Source organism: Streptomyces sp. DvalAA-43 (genome assembly GCF_900091725.1).
Lineage (GTDB): Bacteria > Actinomycetota > Actinomycetes > Streptomycetales > Streptomycetaceae > Streptomyces > Streptomyces pulveraceus.
The window spans coordinates 161,336-180,714 of record NZ_FMBW01000087.1 but is presented as its reverse complement, the minus strand read 5'-3'; the positions used below and the strand labels follow the sequence as shown (position 1 = coordinate 180,714).

Annotated in this window: 21 protein-coding genes; 11 read left to right on the top strand and 10 right to left on the bottom strand. The window is 70.9% G+C overall.

The features are described 5' to 3' along the window. On the top strand, window positions 1-762 hold the full coding sequence (locus GA0115234_RS35665) for a hypothetical protein (RefSeq protein ID WP_093550008.1): 762 nt from the start codon (window positions 1-3) through the stop codon (window positions 760-762). Window positions 763-795: 33 nt separating this feature from the next. On the opposite strand, the gene GA0115234_RS35660 is transcribed toward GA0115234_RS35665, so the two are convergent. Beyond that, a complete protein-coding gene (locus tag GA0115234_RS35660; protein ID WP_093550006.1) occupies window positions 796-1,311 on the bottom strand; it encodes a hypothetical protein in 516 nt (171 codons plus the stop codon). Window positions 1,312-1,344: 33 nt separating this feature from the next. After that, window positions 1,345-2,460 carry a magnesium and cobalt transport protein CorA gene (locus tag GA0115234_RS35655; protein WP_093550004.1) on the bottom strand — a complete coding sequence of 372 codons (1,116 nt, stop codon included), beginning with the start codon at window positions 2,458-2,460 and terminating at the stop codon, window positions 1,345-1,347. 423 nt (window positions 2,461-2,883) lie between these two features. On the opposite strand from GA0115234_RS35655, the gene GA0115234_RS35650 reads away from it, so the two are divergent. Next, entirely contained in the window at window positions 2,884-3,468 is a 585-nt protein-coding gene (locus GA0115234_RS35650) for a suppressor of fused domain protein (RefSeq protein ID WP_093550002.1), read from the top strand. 121 nt (window positions 3,469-3,589) lie between these two features. Here the strand turns inward: GA0115234_RS35650 and GA0115234_RS35645 are convergent, their stop codons facing one another. Continuing rightward, window positions 3,590-4,822, bottom strand: a complete 1,233-nt coding sequence (locus tag GA0115234_RS35645; RefSeq protein ID WP_093550000.1) for an MFS transporter — start codon at window positions 4,820-4,822, stop codon at window positions 3,590-3,592. A gap of 157 nt (window positions 4,823-4,979) precedes the next feature. Between GA0115234_RS35645 and GA0115234_RS35640 the strand changes: the two genes are divergently transcribed. The 3 genes from GA0115234_RS35640 to GA0115234_RS35630 all read left to right on the top strand — a co-directional run bounded on the left by GA0115234_RS35640 (window position 4,980) and on the right by GA0115234_RS35630 (window position 7,366). Next, a complete protein-coding gene (locus GA0115234_RS35640; protein WP_093549998.1) occupies window positions 4,980-5,618 on the top strand; it encodes a DUF6758 family protein in 639 nt (212 codons plus the stop codon). A 114-nt stretch (window positions 5,619-5,732) separates the two neighbouring features. After that, the gene (locus GA0115234_RS35635; protein WP_093549996.1) at window positions 5,733-6,599 is read left to right on the top strand and encodes a PHP domain-containing protein; all 867 of its coding nucleotides are present in this window, start codon (window positions 5,733-5,735) and stop codon (window positions 6,597-6,599) included. 161 nt (window positions 6,600-6,760) lie between these two features. Further along, window positions 6,761-7,366: a MarC family protein gene (locus GA0115234_RS35630; protein WP_093549994.1), complete on the top strand. Its 606-nt coding sequence runs from the start codon at window positions 6,761-6,763 to the stop codon at window positions 7,364-7,366. 76 nt (window positions 7,367-7,442) lie between these two features. On the opposite strand, the gene GA0115234_RS42655 is transcribed toward GA0115234_RS35630, so the two are convergent. Further along, window positions 7,443-7,595 (bottom strand): hypothetical protein, encoded by a 153-nt coding sequence (locus GA0115234_RS42655; RefSeq protein WP_093549992.1) that lies wholly within the window; start codon window positions 7,593-7,595, stop codon window positions 7,443-7,445. Between the two features lie 221 nt (window positions 7,596-7,816). On the opposite strand from GA0115234_RS42655, the gene GA0115234_RS35620 reads away from it, so the two are divergent. After that, entirely contained in the window at window positions 7,817-8,704 is an 888-nt protein-coding gene (locus tag GA0115234_RS35620) for an NYN domain-containing protein (protein WP_093549990.1), read from the top strand. 84 nt (window positions 8,705-8,788) lie between these two features. Here the strand turns inward: GA0115234_RS35620 and GA0115234_RS35615 are convergent, their stop codons facing one another. Continuing rightward, complete coding sequence (locus GA0115234_RS35615) at window positions 8,789-9,628, bottom strand: alpha/beta fold hydrolase (protein WP_093549988.1); 840 nt, start codon at window positions 9,626-9,628, stop codon at window positions 8,789-8,791. A 116-nt stretch (window positions 9,629-9,744) separates the two neighbouring features. After that, on the bottom strand, window positions 9,745-11,592 hold the full coding sequence (locus GA0115234_RS35610; protein ID WP_093549986.1) for a DEAD/DEAH box helicase: 1,848 nt from the start codon (window positions 11,590-11,592) through the stop codon (window positions 9,745-9,747). Window positions 11,593-12,076: 484 nt separating this feature from the next. Here GA0115234_RS35610 and GA0115234_RS35605 point away from each other — a divergent pair, with 484 nt between their 5' ends. After that, window positions 12,077-12,811, top strand: coding sequence for a ferritin-like fold-containing protein (locus tag GA0115234_RS35605; protein WP_093550438.1), 735 nt, complete (start codon window positions 12,077-12,079; stop codon window positions 12,809-12,811). Between the two features lie 32 nt (window positions 12,812-12,843). On the opposite strand, the gene GA0115234_RS35600 is transcribed toward GA0115234_RS35605, so the two are convergent. From GA0115234_RS35600 to GA0115234_RS35585, 4 genes are all read right to left on the bottom strand, one after another. Next, window positions 12,844-13,113: a hypothetical protein gene (locus tag GA0115234_RS35600; RefSeq protein WP_093549984.1), complete on the bottom strand. Its 270-nt coding sequence runs from the start codon at window positions 13,111-13,113 to the stop codon at window positions 12,844-12,846. 220 nt (window positions 13,114-13,333) lie between these two features. Beyond that, complete coding sequence (locus GA0115234_RS35595) at window positions 13,334-13,561, bottom strand: DUF3107 domain-containing protein (RefSeq protein ID WP_161275723.1); 228 nt, start codon at window positions 13,559-13,561, stop codon at window positions 13,334-13,336. 142 nt (window positions 13,562-13,703) lie between these two features. Then, window positions 13,704-14,345 carry a TetR/AcrR family transcriptional regulator gene (locus GA0115234_RS35590; RefSeq protein ID WP_093549980.1) on the bottom strand — a complete coding sequence of 214 codons (642 nt, stop codon included), beginning with the start codon at window positions 14,343-14,345 and terminating at the stop codon, window positions 13,704-13,706. A gap of 168 nt (window positions 14,346-14,513) precedes the next feature. Further along, window positions 14,514-14,729, bottom strand: coding sequence for a hypothetical protein (locus GA0115234_RS35585; protein ID WP_093549978.1), 216 nt, complete (start codon window positions 14,727-14,729; stop codon window positions 14,514-14,516). A gap of 109 nt (window positions 14,730-14,838) precedes the next feature. Between GA0115234_RS35585 and GA0115234_RS35580 the strand changes: the two genes are divergently transcribed. The 4 genes from GA0115234_RS35580 (at window position 14,839) to GA0115234_RS35570 (ending at window position 19,377) form a co-directional block, all read left to right on the top strand. Then, entirely contained in the window at window positions 14,839-15,804 is a 966-nt protein-coding gene (locus tag GA0115234_RS35580; RefSeq protein ID WP_093549976.1) for an alpha/beta fold hydrolase, read from the top strand. Window positions 15,805-15,812: 8 nt separating this feature from the next. Next, window positions 15,813-17,168: a DUF3152 domain-containing protein gene (locus GA0115234_RS35575; protein WP_093549974.1), complete on the top strand. Its 1,356-nt coding sequence runs from the start codon at window positions 15,813-15,815 to the stop codon at window positions 17,166-17,168. A 167-nt stretch (window positions 17,169-17,335) separates the two neighbouring features. Next, on the top strand, window positions 17,336-17,431 hold the full coding sequence (locus tag GA0115234_RS44525; protein ID WP_323180069.1) for an Ms4533A family Cys-rich leader peptide: 96 nt from the start codon (window positions 17,336-17,338) through the stop codon (window positions 17,429-17,431). A gap of 224 nt (window positions 17,432-17,655) precedes the next feature. Then, on the top strand, window positions 17,656-19,377 hold the full coding sequence (locus GA0115234_RS35570; protein ID WP_093549972.1) for an ABC transporter substrate-binding protein: 1,722 nt from the start codon (window positions 17,656-17,658) through the stop codon (window positions 19,375-19,377). Window positions 19,378-19,379 lie beyond the last annotated feature (2 nt).

The window sequence follows — 19,379 nt, the reverse complement described above, 5'->3', positions numbered from 1 at the left end:
GTGACCTCCTCCGTTCCCCCCGTCCGGGCCCGACGCCGGACCGCCCTCGCAGCCCTGCTCTGTGCGGGGCTGGCCGCAGCCCTCACGGCCTGCGGCGAGGATCCGGATCAGGGGACCAACGGTGTCGGCAAGCTGGACGCCATGGAGATCGAGAAGAGGGCGCAGCGGGCGGCGGACTCCGCCGACGCGGTGCGCCTCGCCGGGACGCTGGTCAGCAAGGGCGGCACGTACAAGCTCAACATGCAGCTCAAGGAGGACGGCGGCACCGGCTCCGTCGTCTCGAAGGACAGCACCTTCGAGCTGCTGCGGATCGGTGACGCGCTCTATCTGAAGGCGGACTCCGGGTTCTGGAGCCACGAGGAGAAGCCCGGCACCGACGGCGGGGCGGGCGGCGCGGCCGCCGACAAGCTCCAGAACAAGTACGTCAAGGTCCCCCAGGACGACCCCACGTACAAGCAGCTGCGCGGCTTCACGGACAAGAAGTTCCTGCTGGACGGATTGCTCACGCTGCACGGCACCCTCGACAAGGGGGACCGGGCGGAGGTCGGGACGAAGAGGACCATCCAGATCCAGGGCGGCGACGGCCAGGGCGGCACGCTCGACGTCTCGCTGGAGGGCAAGGCGTATCCGCTGCGCTTCGCGCGCGGCGGCGGCGGGGGGACCGTCACCCTGTCGGACTGGGGCACGAACTTCCCGCTGGAGGCCCCGGCACAGGTGGACACGGTCGACTACGGGAAGCAGCTGCCCAGGACCGCGTCCTGACGGCGGGCCGGGGCGGAGGAGGCCCAGCCCCGGTCAGCCCTTGCGCCCCCGCTTCAGCAGGCGCGGCAGCCCCGCGGGCACCGGCCGCCGGGTGGTCGCGGGAGTCGGCAGCGGCGCCGCGGCCAGGGAGCCGTCCGGCAGCTCCGTACGGAACTCGCCGGGCACCAGCCGCAGCACCCGGCACTCGCGCGCCCAGCGCTCCGTCATCAGCTCGGCGTCCGGCGCGTTCAGACGCTTGCCCTTGAGCTCGGCGACGGCGGCCTCCCACGCCTCGGAGTGCGGCACGAGCTCCGTCACGGCGGCCGTCCAGGCGATCAGCCGGCCGCCCTTGTCCTTGCTGCGCACGGTCACCTCGGCGGACGAGCCGTCGGCGAGCCCGGCCGGGAGCGGCTGCTCGCCGGGGCCGTCCCCGACCAGATGCGCCGCGCCCTCGTGCCAGACGTGCCACAGCGCACGCGCGGGGCCGGTGCCCCGCACCCAGATGAGACCGGACTTCTTCGTGGCCTCCTCGACGAGGGCCCGGCCCAGCAGCACGTCAGTAGCAGTCATACCCGAACTCTATGGGACCCGCGGGAGACGGGGTCAGAGCCAGCCGTTGCGCTTGAGCGTGCGGTGGATGGAGAAGCAGACCACCCCGATGACGCCCAGCACCATCGGGTAGCCGTACGTCCAGCGCAGCTCGGGCATGTGCTTGAAGTTCATGCCGTAGACGCCGCAGATCATCGTCGGCACCGCGATGATGGCCGCCCAGGACGTGATCTTGCGCATGTCCTCGTTCTGCGCGACGGTCGCCTGCGCCAGGCTGGCCTGGAGGATCGAGTTCAGCAGTTCGTCGAAGCCGATGACCTCCTCGTGCACCCGCGCCAGGTGGTCGGCGACGTCACGGAAGTACTTCTGGATGTCCGGGTCGATCAGCCGCATGGGCCGTTCGCTCAGCAGCTGCATCGGCCGCAGCAGCGGCGACACCGCCCGCTTGAACTCCAGGACCTCGCGCTTCAGCTGGTAGATCCGGCCCGCGTCCGAGCCGCGCGGGCTGCCCTTCGCCGGGGTGGAGAAGACCTCGATCTCCACCTCGTCGATGTCGTCCTGGACGGCACCGGCCACCGCGATGTAGCCGTCGACGACGTGGTCGGCGATGGAGTGCAGGACCGCGGAGGGGCCCTTGGCGAGCAGTTCGGGGTCGTCCTGCAGCCGGTGCCGCAGCGCGCGCAGCGACCCGTGGCCGCCGTGCCGCACGGTGATGACGAAGTCCCGGCCGGTGAAGCACATCACCTCGCCGGTCTCGACCACCTCGCTGGTGGGGGTGAGTTCGGTGTGCTCGACGTAGTGGATGGTCTTGAAGACGGTGAAGAGCGTGTCGTCGTACCGCTCCAGCTTGGGTCGCTGGTGGGCGTGGACGGCGTCCTCCACGGCGAGCGGGTGCAGCCCGAACTCCCGGGCGATACCGGCGAATTCCTCCTCGGTCGGCTCGTGCAGGCCGATCCAGGCGAAGCCGCCCTCCTCGCGTACCTGGAGCATCGCCTCGTGCGGGGTGCGGCAGGTGCCGCTCTCCAGGCGGCGCCCGTCGCGGTAGACCGCGCAGTCGACGACCGCGCTGGAGGCGGAGGGGTCACGGGTGGCGTCGTAGGTGCTGTGCAGGGCGTTGCTCTTGCGCAGGGACGGGCGCACGGCGGCGCGCAGGTCGCGGATCATCGACATGGCTGGCTCCTTCACGGAGGGCCGTCGGCGGGCACGTGGAACAGCCCGGAATGAGGACGTGTGCTCACGTCCGCAAAGCGGGCGGCACCGCGGCGGCGCGATGACGGCGTTCGCTACAGACAGGCTTCGCTACAGACAGGCATAGGGACGTGCTCTTCCGTCGTGCGCAATGCCATGGGCCTTGACCGAGAAGGCTTCAGATCACCGAGAACGGTGGAGGGCGGAAGAGCGGTTGGTACTGCACGGTCGACTTCGATCCATTGCAGCCCCACCTCCTCCAGCCGGTCCCCCTTGGGGGATGACGTGTCGTCGGGGCTGAGAGCGACGCTTCTGCGTGCTGCCCCGACCAGCGGCCAAGACTATCAGCCGACTGACGGCCAATCTCTTACTTTGCCCGTTCCATACGCGCCCTATGCTCGCGGGATGGGAGAAATTCTTGCTCTGGTCGAGGCCCGGCTGCTGACGGCCCTCGGTGAACCGGACGCTCGCGCGGCGGTGACGTTCCTCGGTACGGACCGGATCGAGGTGCTGCGCTTCACCGACGGCGATGTGGTGCGCTACGCCACCCTCGGCATGTCGGCGCAGCCGATGGCCGACCCGACCGCGGCCCTGGCGGACCCGGTGAAGGGCCCCCGCGCCGAACTGGTCCTCTCCGTGCGCGCCGGGCTCGCCGACACCGACAAGGTGCTGCGCCCGCTCGCGGTGCTGGCGGCCTCCCCGCAGGTCGAGGGCGTGATCGTGGCGCCCGGCGCCTCGCTGGAGATCGGTGAACCGCTCTGGCCCGGGGCACCGTTCAGCTCCGTGCTGGTCGCCGAGCCGGGCGGACTGGTGGAGGACCTGGAGATGGACGCGCCGATGGAGCCGGTGCGGTTCCTGCCGCTGCTGCCGATGACGCACAACGAGGCCGCGTGGAAGCGGGTCAGGGGGGCGCAGGAGCTCCAGGAGCGGTGGCTCTCGCACGGCACGGACCTGCGCGACCCGCTGCGCGGCTCCGTACCCCTGGACTGATCCGTGCCCCTGGACCGAGCCGTACGCCGGTCCGGTCCGGCACGGTCCGGCACACGGAAGCCCCGCCGCGCGGCCGGGAGGGGGGAGCCGCGGGCGGGGCGGTGCGGGGTGGGCGCAGAGGTCAGTCGGCGAAGACCGCCACGCTGTCCTCGGTGGCGTGCCTCGGCTCCAGCTCCTCCGCCTCGTGGGTCAGCGCCGCACGCCGGATCCAGACGACGACCGCACCGGCCACGGCCGTGACCGCGGCGACCACGAACGGGATGTGGATGTTGCTCCACTCCTCGATCTTCGGGGCCAGGAACGGGGCGGCGGCCGCGGCGAACCAGCGGACGAAGTTGTACCCGGCGCTCGCCACCGGGCGCGGCGCGTCCGAGACACCGAGCGCCAGCTCCGTGTAGACGGTGTTGTTCATGCCGATGAAGGCGCCGGAGACGATCGTGCAGACGATGGCGGTGGTGTGGTCGCCGTACCCCAGCACCAGCAGGTCGACGGCGAGCAGCACCAGCGAGGCGTCGAGCACCTTCAGCGAACCGAAGCGCTTCTGGAGCCGCGGGGCGACGAGCACCGAGAAGACCGCGAGCAGCAGGCCCCAGGCGAAGAACACCGCGCCCGACTTGTACGGCGTCATGTTCAGCACGAACGGGGTGAACGCCAGGATCGTGAAGAACGAGTAGTTGTAGAAGAACGCCGAGGTCGCGACCGAGGCCAGACCGCCGTGGCCGAGCGCCTTGATCGGGTCGAGCAGCGAGGTCTTCGTGGCGGGCCTGGGCTGTTCCTTCAGGAACGCCGTGATGCAGATGAAGCCGATGGCCATCAGCGCGGCCGTGCCGAAGAACGGGTAGCGCCAGCTGGCGTCACCGAGCAGGGCGCCGACCAGCGGCCCGCAGGCCATGCCGAGGCCGAGCGCCGACTCGTAGAGCAGGATCGCCGCCGAGCTGCCGCCCGCCGCCGCGCCGACGATCACGGCCAGCGCGGTCGACACGAAGAGCGCGTTGCCCAGCCCCCAGCCGGCCCGGAAGCCGACGAGTTCGCCGACCGAGGACGAGGTGCCGGAGAGCGCGGCGAAGACCACGACGAGCGCGAGGCCGGCCAGCAGCGTCTTGCGGCCGCCGATCCGGCTGGACACGAAGCCGGTGACGAGCATCGCCACGGCGGTGATCAGGAAGTACGAGGTGAAGAGCAGGGACACCTGGCTCGGTGTCGCCTCCAGGCCCTTGGCGATGGACGGCAGAATCGGGTCCACCAGGCCGATTCCCATGAATGCGACGACCGAGGCGCCCGCCGTGGCCCAGACGGCCTTCGGCTGGCGCAGGATGCTGCCCGCGCCCTGATCGAACGGATCCTCTCCCTGCATGGTTCTTCTCGCTCTCCACTAGATAGTTGCGATATACATAGAATAAGTTAGCGAACCTAATTAGTGCAAGTTACATCTAATTTCGCTGGTGAGAGCCGCGCTGCGGACGGGTGATCTTCCTTGACGCGGCGACGGTCCTGGAGGACCGTTGGTCGCTATGAGGGGCGAACCCAGTTGCCCGAAGTGCGGAGGCCGGGTCAGGGCGCCCGGTCTGTTCGCCGACACCTGGCAGTGCGCCGTGCACGGCAGCGTCCAGCCGCTGCAGCCGGTGGTCCCGCCCAGTGTGGAAGCGCTGGGGGTGGTGGTGAGCCGCGCCCAGGTCCCGGTGTGGATGCCCTGGCCGCTCCCGGTGGGCTGGCTGTTCACCGGAGTGGCGAGCGCGGGCGACGACCGCAGCGGAGGCCGGGCCACCGCCGTCGCCTGCTCGGGCCCCGGCCCCGTCGGCGGCATCGGCGAACTGCTCCTCGTCACCGAGGAGCTCGGCGTCGGACTCGGTGCGCGCTACGCCGGGATCGAGGGCCCCGACCCCGGCCCCTACCTGGACGTCGACGGCCCGCCGGACGTCAAGATGCTCGCCGCCGGACGCCCCACCCCGCTGTGGAACGTCAAGGGGGTCCCCGCCGACCGGGCCGTCTTCGCGGGCGAGGCGTGCGGCCTCTGGCTCTGGGCGATCGTCTGGCCCGAGCAGTCCGGACTCCTGATGTACGACGAGCTGGTGCTCGCCGATCTGCGCGAGGCCGGGGGAGAGATGGACCTCGTGCCGTGCGGGGCGCTCACCCCGCGCCTGCTCGACTGAGGATCCGGCCGGCCCCGGGGCCCCCGGGGCCCTTGTGCCCGGCCGGGCAGCGCTCGAATGCCGGTTATCCTGTGGACGTCCCCCTTGTCCGGCCCGAGCACTGGAGTACGCGTCGTGCGCATCGACCTGCACACCCACTCCACCGCGTCGGACGGCACGGACACCCCCGCCGAGCTGGTGCGCAACGCCGCCGCCGCGGGCCTGGACGTCGTCGCGCTCACCGACCACGACACCGTGCGCGGCCACGCGGCGGCGATCGACGCCCTCCCGGAGGGCCTCACCCTCGTCACCGGCGCCGAGCTCTCCTGCCGGATCGACGGCGTGGGCCTGCACATGCTGGCGTACCTCTTCGACCCCGACGAGCCCGAGCTGGCCCGCGCCCGCGAACTCGTCCGCGACGACCGGGTGCCGCGCGCCCGGACCATGGTGCGCAAACTCCAGGACCTCGGCGTGCCCGTCGAGTGGGAGCAGGTCGCCAGGATCGCCGGGGACGGGTCGGTCGGCAGGCCGCACATCGCCACCGCGCTGGTCGAGCTCGGCGTCGTCGAGACCGTCTCCGACGCCTTCACGCCCGAGTGGCTCGCGGACGGCGGACGCGCCTACGCCGAGAAGTACGAGCTCGATCCCTTCGACGCGATCCGGCTGGTCAAGGCCGCCGGCGGCGTCACCGTCTTCGCCCACCCGGCCGCCGTCAAGCGCGGCGAGGTGGTGCCCGAGTCGTCGATGGCGCGGCTCGCCGCCGCCGGCCTCGACGGCATCGAGGTCGACCACATGGACCACGACGAGCCGACCAGGGCCGGGCTGCGCGGGCTCGCCCGCGACCTGGGCCTGCTGACGACCGGGTCCAGCGATTACCACGGCAGCCGCAAGACCGTCGGGCTCGGCGAGTGCACCACCGACCCCGAGATCTACGGCGAGATCACCCGGCGCGCCACGGGAGCCTTCCCGGTGCCGGGAGCGGGCGGACCCCGCCCCGCGTAACGACGCACACGACAGGGCCGGAGCACGGACCCCGTACGCGTACCGCCGCCCGTCACACCCCCGCTTTCCGATTCCGCGCACCCGGCCCGCCGTCATGGCTCCGCGGTGCGCTCCTTCAGGCCGTTCCCCTCTTCTCGTTCTCTCTTCTCGCAAGGCTCACTGTGTTCGACGTCGCTGTCTTCGGATCCCTTTTTCTCACGCTTTTTGTGATTATGGATCCCCCCGGGATCACCCCGATCTTCCTCGCGCTCACCGCCGGCCGCCCCGCCAAGATGCAGCGCAGAATGGCGCTCCAGGCGGTCGCCGTCGCCTTCGGTGTGATTGCCGTCTTCGGCCTGCTCGGCCAGCAGATCCTCGACTACCTGCATGTCTCCGTGCCCGCCCTGATGATCGCGGGCGGACTGCTCCTGCTGCTGATCGCGCTCGACCTGCTGACCGGCAAGACCGACGAGCCGACGCAGACCAAGGACGTCAATGTGGCGCTCGTACCGCTGGGCATGCCGCTGCTCGCCGGGCCCGGTGCGATCGTCTCGGTGATCCTGGCGGTGCAGCACGCCGACAGTGTGGGCAGCCAGATCTCGGTCTGGTCGGCGATCATCGCCATGCACGTCGTGCTGTGGCTGACCATGCGCTACTCGCTGCTGATCATCCGGGTCATCAAGGACGGCGGCGTCGTGCTGGTGACCAGGCTCGCCGGAATGATGCTGTCCGCCATCGCCGTACAGCAGATCATCAACGGTGTCACCCAGGTCATCCAGAACGCCTGACGGCCCCGCGGACACCACAGCGCCCCCGTACGGAACTTCCGTGCGGGGGCGCTTCGTCTTTGTGCGTCGTACTGCGTTACGAAGCCGAGGTCTCGGCCGGGCGGATATAGATGCGCTGGCCCATGGCTGCGGCCTGCTGCACGATCCGGTTGACGGAGGCGGCGTCCACGACGGTGCTGTCCACGGCGGTACCGTCGACATCGTCGAGTCGCATGATCTCGAAGCGCATAAGGCTTCCCTTCGTCTGATCCTCCTGCTGGAGAACTACGGGGAGGACGGGTGATCCGTCCGCAAGGATGAGAGCACCGGACATCCCTGTCCCGTGCTCCACAGGAGGTACAACGGCTTGCTTCAGGCAAACATTCCCTACGCTAAGGAAATTTTTTGGATGTCTAAGTATCAACAGGTCACCGAGCACCCTGGGGCGACGAGGCCCACGACGAGGCCCGAATGAACGAGGCAGAGATCCACGAACGCCTGGACCGCACCAATGAGCTGCTCCAGCGCATGCTCGCCGAGGTCTCGAAGACCCCTTCGACCCACGCGATCTTCGTGGACGCGGGCTATGTGTACGCCGCGGCCGGACTGCTCGTCACCGGCACCGAGGACCGCCGCTCCTTCGACCTCGACGCGGAAGGGCTGATCGAGGCCTTCATCGACAAGGCCCGGACGATCTTCGCGGACAGCAGGCTGCTGCGCGTGTACTGGTACGACGGAGCCAGACGGCGCATCCACACCGTCGAGCAGCAGTCCATCGCCGAACTCCCCGACGTCAAGGTCAGACTCGGCAACCTCAACGCCAACAACCAGCAGAAGGGCGTCGACTCACTCATCCGCACCGACCTCGAATCCCTCGCCCGGCACCGCGCGATCAGCGACGCCGCGCTCGTGGGCGGCGACGAGGACCTGGTGTCGGCCGTCGAGGCGGCGCAGGGGTACGGGGCCCGGGTGCACCTCTGGGGCATCGAGGCGGGTGAGGGGCGCAACCAGGCCGAACCGCTGCTCTGGGAGGTCGACAGCCAGCGCACCTTCGACCTGGACTTCTGCCGCCCGTACGTCACCAGACGCCCCGTCACCACCTACGAGGACGACACCCCCGCGCCCGCGCGCGAGGACGTCCGCTTCGTCGGTGCGCAGATCGCCGCGGCCTGGCTGGCCGCCCGGGGCCGTGAGTCCCTCGCCGACCTGCTGCCCGGCCATCCGTATCTGCCGGGCTCCGTCGACCAGGACCTGCTGGTCGAGGCGGAACGGCTGCTCCAGCACTCGCTGCGCGGCCACGCGCACCTGCGCCGCGCGCTGCGCGACGGCTTCTGGCAGCACCTCCAGTCGCAGTACTAGGGCCTTTCGTTTGGATCAGGCCGGATCAGGGAGCGGGGTCCGGCCTGATCCAAACGAAAGGCCCTGGCCCCCGGCGGCCGCCGTCTACAGGCTGTCCCAGAACGCGGCCAGGGCGGCCGCCGTTTTCTTAGGGCGGTCCGTGTTGGGGGAGTGCTCGGCACCGGCGATCCGGGTGCGGTGCGCGCCCAGCCGCCGCGCCATCTCGTCGAGCAGCGGCACCGGCCAGGTGTCGTCGCGCTCGCCGGAGAGCACATGGACCGGCAGCGGTACGGCGGCGAGCTCGGCCACCCGGTCCGGCTCGGTCACCAGCTGGCGGCCGGTGGCGATCAGCTGGGCGGGCCGGTGGCGCAGCCAGCGGCGGCGCAGCGCCTCGCCGTCCGTCGCCGTGTCCTCGGGCGGGTCCAGGGCGCGCATCGCCTCCCACACCCTGGCCATGCTCAGCGTCGCGAGCGCGTCGCTGAGCACCTTCACCTTGAGCTGCTGGGCTTCGACGACCTCGGCGGGCCCGGACGACATGAGCGTCAGCGAACGGAACGGCGCGTCGTCGAGCAGTACGGCGGCGCGGGCGATCTGCCCGCCGAGCGAATGGCCCAGCAGATGCACGGTACCCACGTCGAGAGCGGTGGCCTGGGCGAGCACATCGAGGGCCAACTCGCCCTGTGCGTAAGTCTCCTGACGGTCCGTCCCCTCGGTCTCGTACTGCCCGCGGCCGTCCACGGCGACGGTCCGGTACCCGGCGGCCGAAAGCGGTTCGAGGAGCGCCATGAAGTCCTCCTTGCTGCCCATGTACCCGGGCAGCAGAAGGGCGGTGGCGCGCACGGCGCCGGGCGGCGAGGCGTCCAGCACGGCGAAGTCGCCGCGTGAGGTGCGCAGCTGGCGGGCGTGGGCGCAGGGGGGCGGGGTGAAGGTGTGCGGCCGGCTCATGGGACGAGGTTATGCCGTGCGGGGCGGGCGGGCAGAGGGGAGGCGCCCGAACGCCGGACGGGCCCGAGGATGTCCTCGGGCCCGTCCGGCGTATCGGTCTCCTGAGCGGTGGCCGCTCAGCCTTCGGTCTTGGCGGCGGCCGCGCGCGGCGCCCGGCGCCTGCGCGGCTTGGCCTCGCCCTCGGCGGCCGGGGCCTCGGCCACGGTCTCCGTCTTCGGCTTGGCGGCCGCACGGGTGCGGCGGCGCGGCTTGGTCTCCGGGACGGGCTCGGCGATGGGCGCGATCTGGAAGTCGACCTCGTCCTCGACCGGCTTGACGACGCGGGTGCGGCGGCGCGGCTTGGTGACCGTCCGGGTCTCGGCCACCGGCTCGGCGATGGGCGCGATCTGGAAGTCGACCTCGTCCTCGACCGGCTTGACCACGCGGGCCCGGCGGCGGCGCGGCTTGGTCTCGGCCGCGGGCGCCTCCTCGGCCGGGGCCTTGTCGGCCTTCGGCTCGACGGTGACCTCGACCACGGCCTCCACCGTGCTCAGCACGGCCTCGGCCGCGGCTTCCGGGGCGCCGACGCGGGTACGGCGACGGCGGCGCGGTGTGCGCGGCTCCGACGGGGCGTCGGTGGCCTCGGGGGCCGGGGCCGGCACCGTGGCGGCGGCGGGCGCCTCCTGGACGGCGGAGCCGCCCCGGGTGCGACGGCGCTGACGCGGCGTACGCGGCGCGCGCTCCTCGCGGACGGCGGGCGCCGAGGCCGCGGCGGGCTTGCGGCCGCGGCCGCCCGTCTCGCCGAGGTCCTCGATCTCCTCGGCCCGCAGGCCCGCGCGGGTCCGCTCGGCGCGCGGCAGGACACCCTTGGTGCCGACCGGGATGTCGAGCTCCTCGAACAGGTGCGGGGAGGTGGAGTACGTCTCGACCGGGTCCGGGAACTTCAGGTCGAGGGCCTTGTTGATCAGCTGCCAGCGCGGGATGTCGTCCCAGTCGACCAGCGTGATCGCGATGCCCTTGGCGCCCGCGCGGCCGGTCCGGCCGATGCGGTGGAGGTACGTCTTCTCGTCCTCCGGCGACTGGTAGTTGATGACGTGGGTCACACCCTCGACATCGATACCGCGGGCCGCGACGTCGGTGCAGACGAGCACGTCCACCTTGCCGTTGCGGAAGGCGCGCAGCGCCTGTTCGCGGGCGCCCTGGCCGAGGTCGCCGTGGACCGCGCCGGAGGCGAAGCCGCGCTTCTCCAGCTGCTCGGCGATGTCGGCCGCCGTGCGCTTGGTGCGGCAGAAGATCATCGCCAGTCCGCGGCCGTTGGCCTGCAGGATGCGGGAGACCATCTCCGGCTTGTCCATCGAGTGGGCCCGGAAGACATGCTGCGAGATGTTCGCGACGGTCGCGCCCTCGTCGTCGGGCGAGGTGGCGCGGATGTGCGTCGGCTGCGACATGTAGCGGCGCGCGAGGCCGATGACGGCGCCCGGCATGGTCGCCGAGAACAGCATCGTCTGGCGCTTCGGCGGAAGCATCGTGATGATCTTCTCGACGTCGGGCAGGAAGCCCAGGTCGAGCATCTCGTCGGCCTCGTCGAGCACCAGCGCACGGACGTGCGAGAGGTCGAGCTTGCGCTGTCCGGCCAGGTCGAGCAGACGGCCCGGGGTGCCGACGATCACATCGACGCCCTTCTTCAGGGCCTCGACCTGCGGCTCGTACGCACGGCCGCCGTAGATCGCGAGCACGCGGACGTTGCGCACCTTGCCGGCGGTCAGCAGGTCGTTGGTGACCTGCTGGCAGAGCTCACGGGTGGGGACGACGACGAGCGCCTGCGGCGCCTCGGTCAGCTTCTCGGGCCCGGCCCGGCCGGCCTCGACGTCCGCGGGGACGGTGACGCGCTCCAGCAGCGGCAGACCGAAACCGAGGGTCTTGCCGGTGCCGGTCTTGGCCTGGCCGATGACATCGGAGCCGGAGAGCGCGACGGGGAGCGTCATCTCCTGGATGGGGAACGGGGACACGATGCCGACGGCCTCAAGGGCCTCGGCCGTCTCGGGAAGAATCCCGAGTTCACGAAACGTAGTCAGGGTGCTGCCTCTTCTGTGAGACGCGGCCCGAGGCGAACGCTGGGGGTCGTACCGTGCCGGGGTTGGTCATCCGGCCGTGGATGGGCCGGGTGGCGCGGGACCACTGCCGTCGCTCGAGCGCTCGTGCCGCTGAGGGGGCCCCTCATCTGCGGTCGTACGTGTCGTACGCCCCGCGTGGAGGGCTGTCGGGTCGGAGCCGATCGGGCCACCGACCGGGCATCCTCATTCGTTTTCACCTTTTTCACGCCACTGGTACATCCAAAATACTCAGTAGGCGCAATACCACTGTACCCCGGATTCGCGCATGTGTGTTGGGCGAATTCATCGGAACGGTGTGATGTCACTGGCTGACCGGGCCCCTCCGTCCCTCGCCGGGCGGGCTATTCTGCGCTTCATGGAGACGCCTGACAACGCCAATGAAGCCCCGGGACCCACCGGAATCGCCGCCCAGGACTGGGCCACCGCGTCCGTGGACCCGCAGTACCGGGCAGCGGTCGTGGACCTGCTGGGAGCACTCGCGTACGGGGAGCTGGCGGCCTTCGAGCGGCTCGCCGAGGACGCAAAACTCGCGCCGACGCTGGCCGACAAGGCGGAGCTGGCGAAGATGGCCTCCGCCGAATTCCATCACTTCGAGCGGCTCACCGACCGGCTGTCCGCGATCGAGGTGGAGCCCACCGGCGCGATGGAGCCGTTCGCCAGGGCGCTCGACGACTTCCACCGCCAGACCGCGCCGTCGGACTGGCTGGAGGGCCTGGTCAAGGCGTACGTCGGCGACTCGATCGCCAGTGACTTCTACCGGGAGGTCGCGGCCCGGCTCGACTCGGACACCCGCTCGCTCGTCCTCGCCGTGCTCGACGACACCGGGCACGGGAACTTCGCCGTCGAGAAGGTGCGCGCCGCGATCGAGGCGGACCCGCGCGTCGGCGGCCGGCTCGCGCTGTGGGCGCGCCGGCTGATGGGCGAGGCCCTCTCCCAGGCACAGCGCGTGGTCGCCGACCGCGACGCGCTGTCCACGATGCTCGTCGGCGGTGTGGCGGACGGCTTCGACCTGGCGGAGGTCGGCCGGATGTTCTCGCGGATCACCGAGGCGCACACCAAGCGGATGGCCGCGCTCGGACTGGCCGCTTAGCGGGCGCATCGGGGCCGGCCGCCGGGCCGGCCTCAGGCCGCCGCTGATCGGCTCAGCCGGTGGCTGCGGGGGCGGATCAGCAAGGAGAGCGTCACCGCGCCGATCAGCGCCGAGCCGACCAGCGTGGCCACGACATGGCCCGGACCCAGCACCGAGTGCATGAGATACGCGCCGAACAGGCCTCCCAGGGCGCCGGTGGTCAGGACGGCACGGCGGGACGGGAGCCGGTCCGGCAGGGAACGGAGCGCCATCCAGGCGAGGGCGAGTCCGAGCACGACGGAGCCGAGTGGTTCCAGGATCACAGGTGATCACCTCGCGAGTTGCGGGGCGGGTGGAGCGGTCGATAGCGGTACTACCCGAGGGATACGGAACGCAACCCTCCTTCGGGCAGGGTTTGCACCGGAATCGCATGGGTCGGGCGCCCGTGGCGGATGCGGCGGATCCACGGACCGGTGAAACGGGCAGCGGCCCGGTGGGAATCCCACCGGGCCGCTGCCGCGGTCACTGCTCGGAGCGTGCTGCCTACAGTGCGCCGAACCCCACGCGGCGCGTGCTGGGCTCGCCGATCTCCACGTAAGCGATCCGGTCGGCCGGCACCAGGACCTTGCGGCCCTTCTCGTCCGTGAGGCTGAGCAGCTGTGCCTTACCGCCGAGAGCCTCGGCGACCGTGCTCTCGACCTCTTCGGCGGAAAGCCCGCTCTCCAGAACGATCTCCCGGGGCGTGTGCTGCACCCCGATCTTGACCTCCACGGCTATGTCCCTCCGACGGTCAGTCCCTGCGCGGTGAGCCGCGCCGTACGCAGCACACACTAGCCCGCTGAGGGGGACCGTCCGTGGCCGGTGGGCAACGCCCGCAGCGAACACGGGCGGCGGCCGCACCGGGCAGCCCTCGTCAGTGCTGATCGATGCCGTGCAGCGGGAAGCCCGCGATGCCCCGCCAGGCCAGCGAGGTGAGCAGCTGGACCGCCGTGTCGCGCGGAATGGCGGACCGGCTGGAGAGCCAGTAGCGGGCGACCACCTGGGAGACACCGCCCAGACCGACCGCGAGCAGCATGGACTCGTCCTTGGACAGCCCCGTGTCACCGGCGATGACGTCGGAGATCGCCTCCGCGCACTGCAGGGACACCCGGTCGACGCGCTCGCGCACCGCGGGTTCGTTGGTCAGGTCGGACTCGAAGACCAGCCGGAAGGCGCCGCCCTCGTCCTCGACGTACGCGAAGTACGCGTCCATCGTCGCGGCGACCCGCAGTTTGTTGTCGGTGGTCGACGCCAGGGCCGTGCGGACCGCATGGAGCAGCGACTCGCAGTGCTGGTCGAGAAGGGCCAGATAGAGCTCCAGCTTGCCGGGGAAGTGCTGGTAGAGCACCGGCTTGCTGACCCCGGCCCGCTCGGCGATGTCGTCCATCGCGGCGGAGTGGTAGCCCTGGGCCACGAAGACTTCCTGCGCGGCGCCCAGGAGCTGATTGCGTCGGGCGCGGCGAGGCAGGCGAGTGCCCCGCGGGCGCGCCGCCTCGGTCTGCTCGATGGCTGTCACGCCGCCTCCCAAATTTGTGATCGAACACAGCCTTTCCGTGCACGCTGCGCCGTACAGCCATCGTACTTTTGGGTAACCCGGGAGTGCGCGGCGCGGACGCAGAATTTCATGGACCGGACGGCTGCGGTAGCCACAGATTCCGCGGCCACCAGGACAAAGCAGTTTGTATCAGCGGTAATCATCCTCATCCTGTGTCACGACGCGGGCCTGTTCCGCCGCATCGGCCTCGTCGGCGCTGTCCCGGTCGCGGTCCGTGAGCGGTTCGTCGTGCCGCTGCTGGAGATCGGTCCGCTGCTCGGCGGCGTCCGCCCGGGGCGTCTCCTGGTCCGGCTCGTCCGGCTGGATGTCCTCGAAGGTCTCCGGGTCACTGGGGTCGACCGTCATGGTGACTCCCTTCCTTGCTTCGAGCGTAGGAGCTGCGCCAGCGGGCCGCTACGCGGTCTGTGACGGCGAACACATGAACCGGGGTGTGATCGTCTCGTAACATTGCCGCATGTCTTCGACCGAACTGCCGGGAGTCCGTGCCGTCGCCGCCGCGGTGTCCCCGGCGGTGAGCGCCGTCGGGGCCGCGGAAGGGGAGGAGCTGCGCTCCGTCGCGCTGCCCGGACTGACGCTGACCGTCCGGTCCCGGCCGCCGGAGCGGACCGGGCTGCCGCCCGCGCTCTACGTGCACGGGCTCGGCGGCTCCTCGCAGAACTGGTCGGCGCTGATGCCGCTGCTCCAGGACGTGGTGGAGGGCGAGGCGGTCGATCTCCCCGGCTTCGGTGACTCGCCTCCGCCGGACGACGGAAACTATTCGGTCACCGGGCACGCCCGCGCGGTGATCCGGTTCCTCGATGCGGGGGAGCGGGGACCGGTACACCTGTTCGGCAATTCGCTCGGCGGTGCCGTGGCCACCCGGGTCGCCGCGGTCCGTCCCGACCTGGTGCGCACCCTCACCCTCGTCTCGCCCGCGCTCCCCGAGATCCGGGTGCAGCGCTCCGCCATGCCGACCGGGCTGCTCGCCGTGCCCGGTGTCGCGGGCCTGTTCGCCCGGATGACCAGGGACTGGTCCGCGGAGGACCGCACCCGTGGAGTGATGGCACTCTGCTACGGCGATCCGGCGCGCGTCTCCGCATCGGGCTTCCGCGCGGCGGTGGCCGAAATGGAACGCCGGATGGAGCTGCCGTACTTCTGGGATGCGATGGCGCGCTCGGCACGTGGCATTGTCGATGCGTACACGCTCGGCGGTCAGCACGGACTGTGGCGCCAGGCCGAGCGGGTGCTCGCTCCGACCCAGCTCGTGTACGGGGGACGGGACCAGCTCGTCTCGTACCGCATGGCGCGCAAGGCGTCCGCTGCCTTCCGCGACGCGCGGCTGCTGACCCTGCCCGACGCGGGGCACGTGGCGATGATGGAGTATCCGGAGGCGGTCGCCCAGGCCTTCCGGGAACTGCTCGACGAACGCGGCGGGAGCTGATCCGGGGCGTGGGACGACACAGCCGAAAGGGGCCCAAACCCTCGGGGCCCGACATCGAGACCCCCGCCGCCGCGGGCGGCGACCGCGAGGGCGCCCGTTCACCGGGCCCCGGCACCGGGCGGCGGCGCAGAGCGGCGGACGCGCCGGACGGACCCGAAGGGCACGCCCCGTTCCAGCAGAGCGGACACGTCCGCGGCGGCCACCCCGAGCAGCGCGAACCCGGCGGCGGCTGGGGGACCGGCCCCCAGCAGCGCCTCCGGGCCGACGACCGCAGGCCCGGGGCGCGGCAGACACCGCCCGGACCGCAGGAGCCGACCGGTACCCGGCCGCTGATACCGGGGCCGCGGCGCGAGTTCGTCGAAGCCTTCGATGCTCCGTCCGCTCCGTCCGCTCCGTCCGCTCCGTCCGCTCCGTCCGCTCCGGGTGGGCCCTCCGTCCCGCCGGCCCGCCCCGCCGAGCCGCACACCCCCGTTGCCGACCGGGACGAGCGGACGCCCGGTGATGCCGATGGCCCGACGGCCAAGGACGGCAAGGACGGCAAGGACGGCAAGGACGGCAAGGGTCTCAAGGGACGTACCTTCACCGGGATCGCGGCCGCCGCGGTGACCACCGTGCTCGCGGTGGTCGTGGCCGGGCAGGTCGCCCAGGACAACGGCGGCGCGAGCACCGCCGCGCAGCCCTCGGGCGTCGACGGGCGGGGCCCGGACGGTGCCTCCCGCTCGGACGACCGGCCGACCCCGGAGCCGGTGCGGGTCAAGCCGCTCTCGTACGCCCAGAAGATGGCCAAGGCCTATCCGCTCGCCCCGAAGCTGAAGGCGTCCGGAAAGTTCGAGCCGGTTCCGGGGACGGCGAAGGCCCCGGGCCGTGGGCACAAGTACCGCTACCGGATCGATGTCGAGAAGGGGCTCGGCCTCGATGCCGCGCTCTTCGCCAGGGCCGTCCAGGAAACGCTCAACGACGACCGCAGCTGGGCGCACGACGGGGCGATGACCTTCGAGCGGGTCTCCACCGACGACCCCGATTTCGTGATCACCCTGGCCAGTCCGGGGACCACCGGCGAATGGTGCGCGAAGTCGGGTCTGGACACCACGGTGGACAACGTCAGCTGTGACTCCGCGGCGACCGAGCGCGTGATGATCAACGCCTACCGCTGGGCCCAGGGGTCGTCGACCTTCGGACCGGACAAACTCTTCGCCTACCGCCAGATGCTGATCAACCATGAGGTCGGTCACCGGCTGGGTCACAACCATGTGAGTTGCCGCACCCCCGGGGTGCTCGCTCCGGTGATGCAGCAGCAGACCAAGTCCCTGAACATCGACGGGATCAAGTGCCGGCCCAACGCCTGGGTGTATCCGCCCAGTTGAGCCGGGACGGGGCGGGCCCGCGGAGGGGGCGGGCCGCCTCCCGGGCGCGCCGCGCCTCCTGGATGTACGCGTGACGGGCGTACGCATGCCCACGCACTGTCCGCATTGTGAGATCGCTGTCTCAATTCGCGTTGACATCACCTGGACGGTGATCCATATTTCTCGACATGTCACACGGCCCCGTCCTCCCCGATCGCGCAGTCATAGAGCTGGCGCTCATCGGTGTGACCGGGCACAGTGTTGCCGACATCCACTGTTGCTGACGCCTGCCCGAGCGCGCGTCCGCCCGCGGTCCGGCCCCTGAGGGGCCGGGTCCGCCACGCATGACCGCCGCGCCGGGCGCATTCCGCCCGCAGACGCGGCAGTTCGGTGTTTCCGTCGGCCTTCCCACCCGCCGACCGGCTGTGTGCACCGGCTCTCGTCGTCGCCTGCGCGGAATTCTTCCTTCCGTTTTCTCCAGGCAGTACATCCGAGAGGTCACCTTCCGATGCGTCAACCGTCCGTCATATCGCGCCGCGTGGCAGCGGCCACCGCAGTTCTCGTCGTGGCCGCGGGTGCCGCGGCCTGCGGGCCCAAGGACAACAAGGGCGGCGACAGCGGCTCCGGCGCGGCGGGCAAGCCCGCGAAGGGCGGCACCCTCACCGTCCTCAACAGCAAGCCGCAGGAGGACTTCGACCCCGCGCGGCTCTACACCTCCGGCGGCGGCAACGTGCCGTCCCTGGTCTTCCGCACGCTCACCACCCGCAACCGGGACGGCGCGGCCGGTGCGAAGGTCGTCCCCGACCTCGCGACCGACCTGGGCACGCCCAGCAAGAACGCCACCGTGTGGACGTACACCCTCAAGGACGGCCTGAAGTACGAGGACGGCACCGCGATCACCAGTGCCGACATCAAGTACGGCATCGAGCGTTCCTTCGCCGCCGAGCTCTCCGGCGGTGCGCCCTACCTGCGCGACTGGCTGATCGGCGGCGCCGACTACCAGGGCCCGTACAAGGACAAGAAGGGCCTCGACTCGATCGAGACGCCCGACGCGAAGACGATCGTCTTCCACCTCGACAAGCCGGAGGGCGAATTCCCCTTCCTGGCCACCCAGACCCAGACCACTCCGGTGCCCAAGGCCAAGGACACCGGCACCAAGTACGAGGAGCACCCGATCTCCTCGGGCCCGTACAAGGTCGTCAAGAACGAGGGCGACGGCGAGCGCCTGATCCTGGAGCGCAACCCGCACTGGTCGGAGGCGACCGACGAGGAGCGCAAGGCCTACCCCGACCGGATCGACGTGCGCTCCGGCCTCGACTCCGCCGTCATCAACCAGCGCCTGTCCGCGTCCCAGGGCGCCGACGCCGCCGCCGTCACCACCGACACCAACCTGGGCCCGGCCGAGCTCGCCAAGGTCAGCGGCGACAAGAAGCTCGCCGCCCGCGTCGGCACCGGCCACTTCGGCTACACCAACTACATCGCCTTCAACCCGAAGGTGAAGCCGTTCGACAACCCGAAGGTGCGCCAGGCGATCTCGTACGCCGTCGACCGCTCCTCCGTGGTCAACGCGGCCGGCGGCTCCTCGCTCGCCGAGCCCGCCACCACCTTCCTGCCCGACCAGGCGGCCTTCGGCCACACGCCGTACGACCACTTCCCGGCCGGGAAGAACGGCGACCCGGCCAAGGCCAAGGAGCTGCTGAAGGAGGCCGGCTACCCCAAGGGGCTGACCGTCACCCTCACGCACTCCAACGACAAGGACTTCGCCACCAGCCCGGAGATCGCCACCGCCCTCCAGGAAGCGCTGAAGAAGGCCGGAATCACCGTCAAGCTCCAGGGCCTGGAGTCCAACGACTACTCCGACACGGTCTACAACGTGAAGAGCGAACCCGGCTTCTTCCTCGGCGGCTGGGGCGCCGACTGGCCGTCCGGCGGCCCGTTCTTCGCGCCCATCTTCGACGGGCGCCAGATCGTCAGGTCCGGCTACAACTTCAACTCCGGCCAGCTGAACGACCCCGCGGTCAACAAGGAGATCGACGAGATCAACAAGCTGACCGACCTGGAGGCCGCCGCCAAGCGCTGGGGCGCGCTCGACAAGAAGGTCGGTGAGCAGGCGCTGACCGTGCCGCTGTTCCACCCGGTCTACAAGCGCCTGTACGGCGAGGCCGTCAAGAACGTCGTGATCAGCGACTGGACCGGTGTGCTCGACATCTCGCAGGTCGCGGTCAAGTAGCC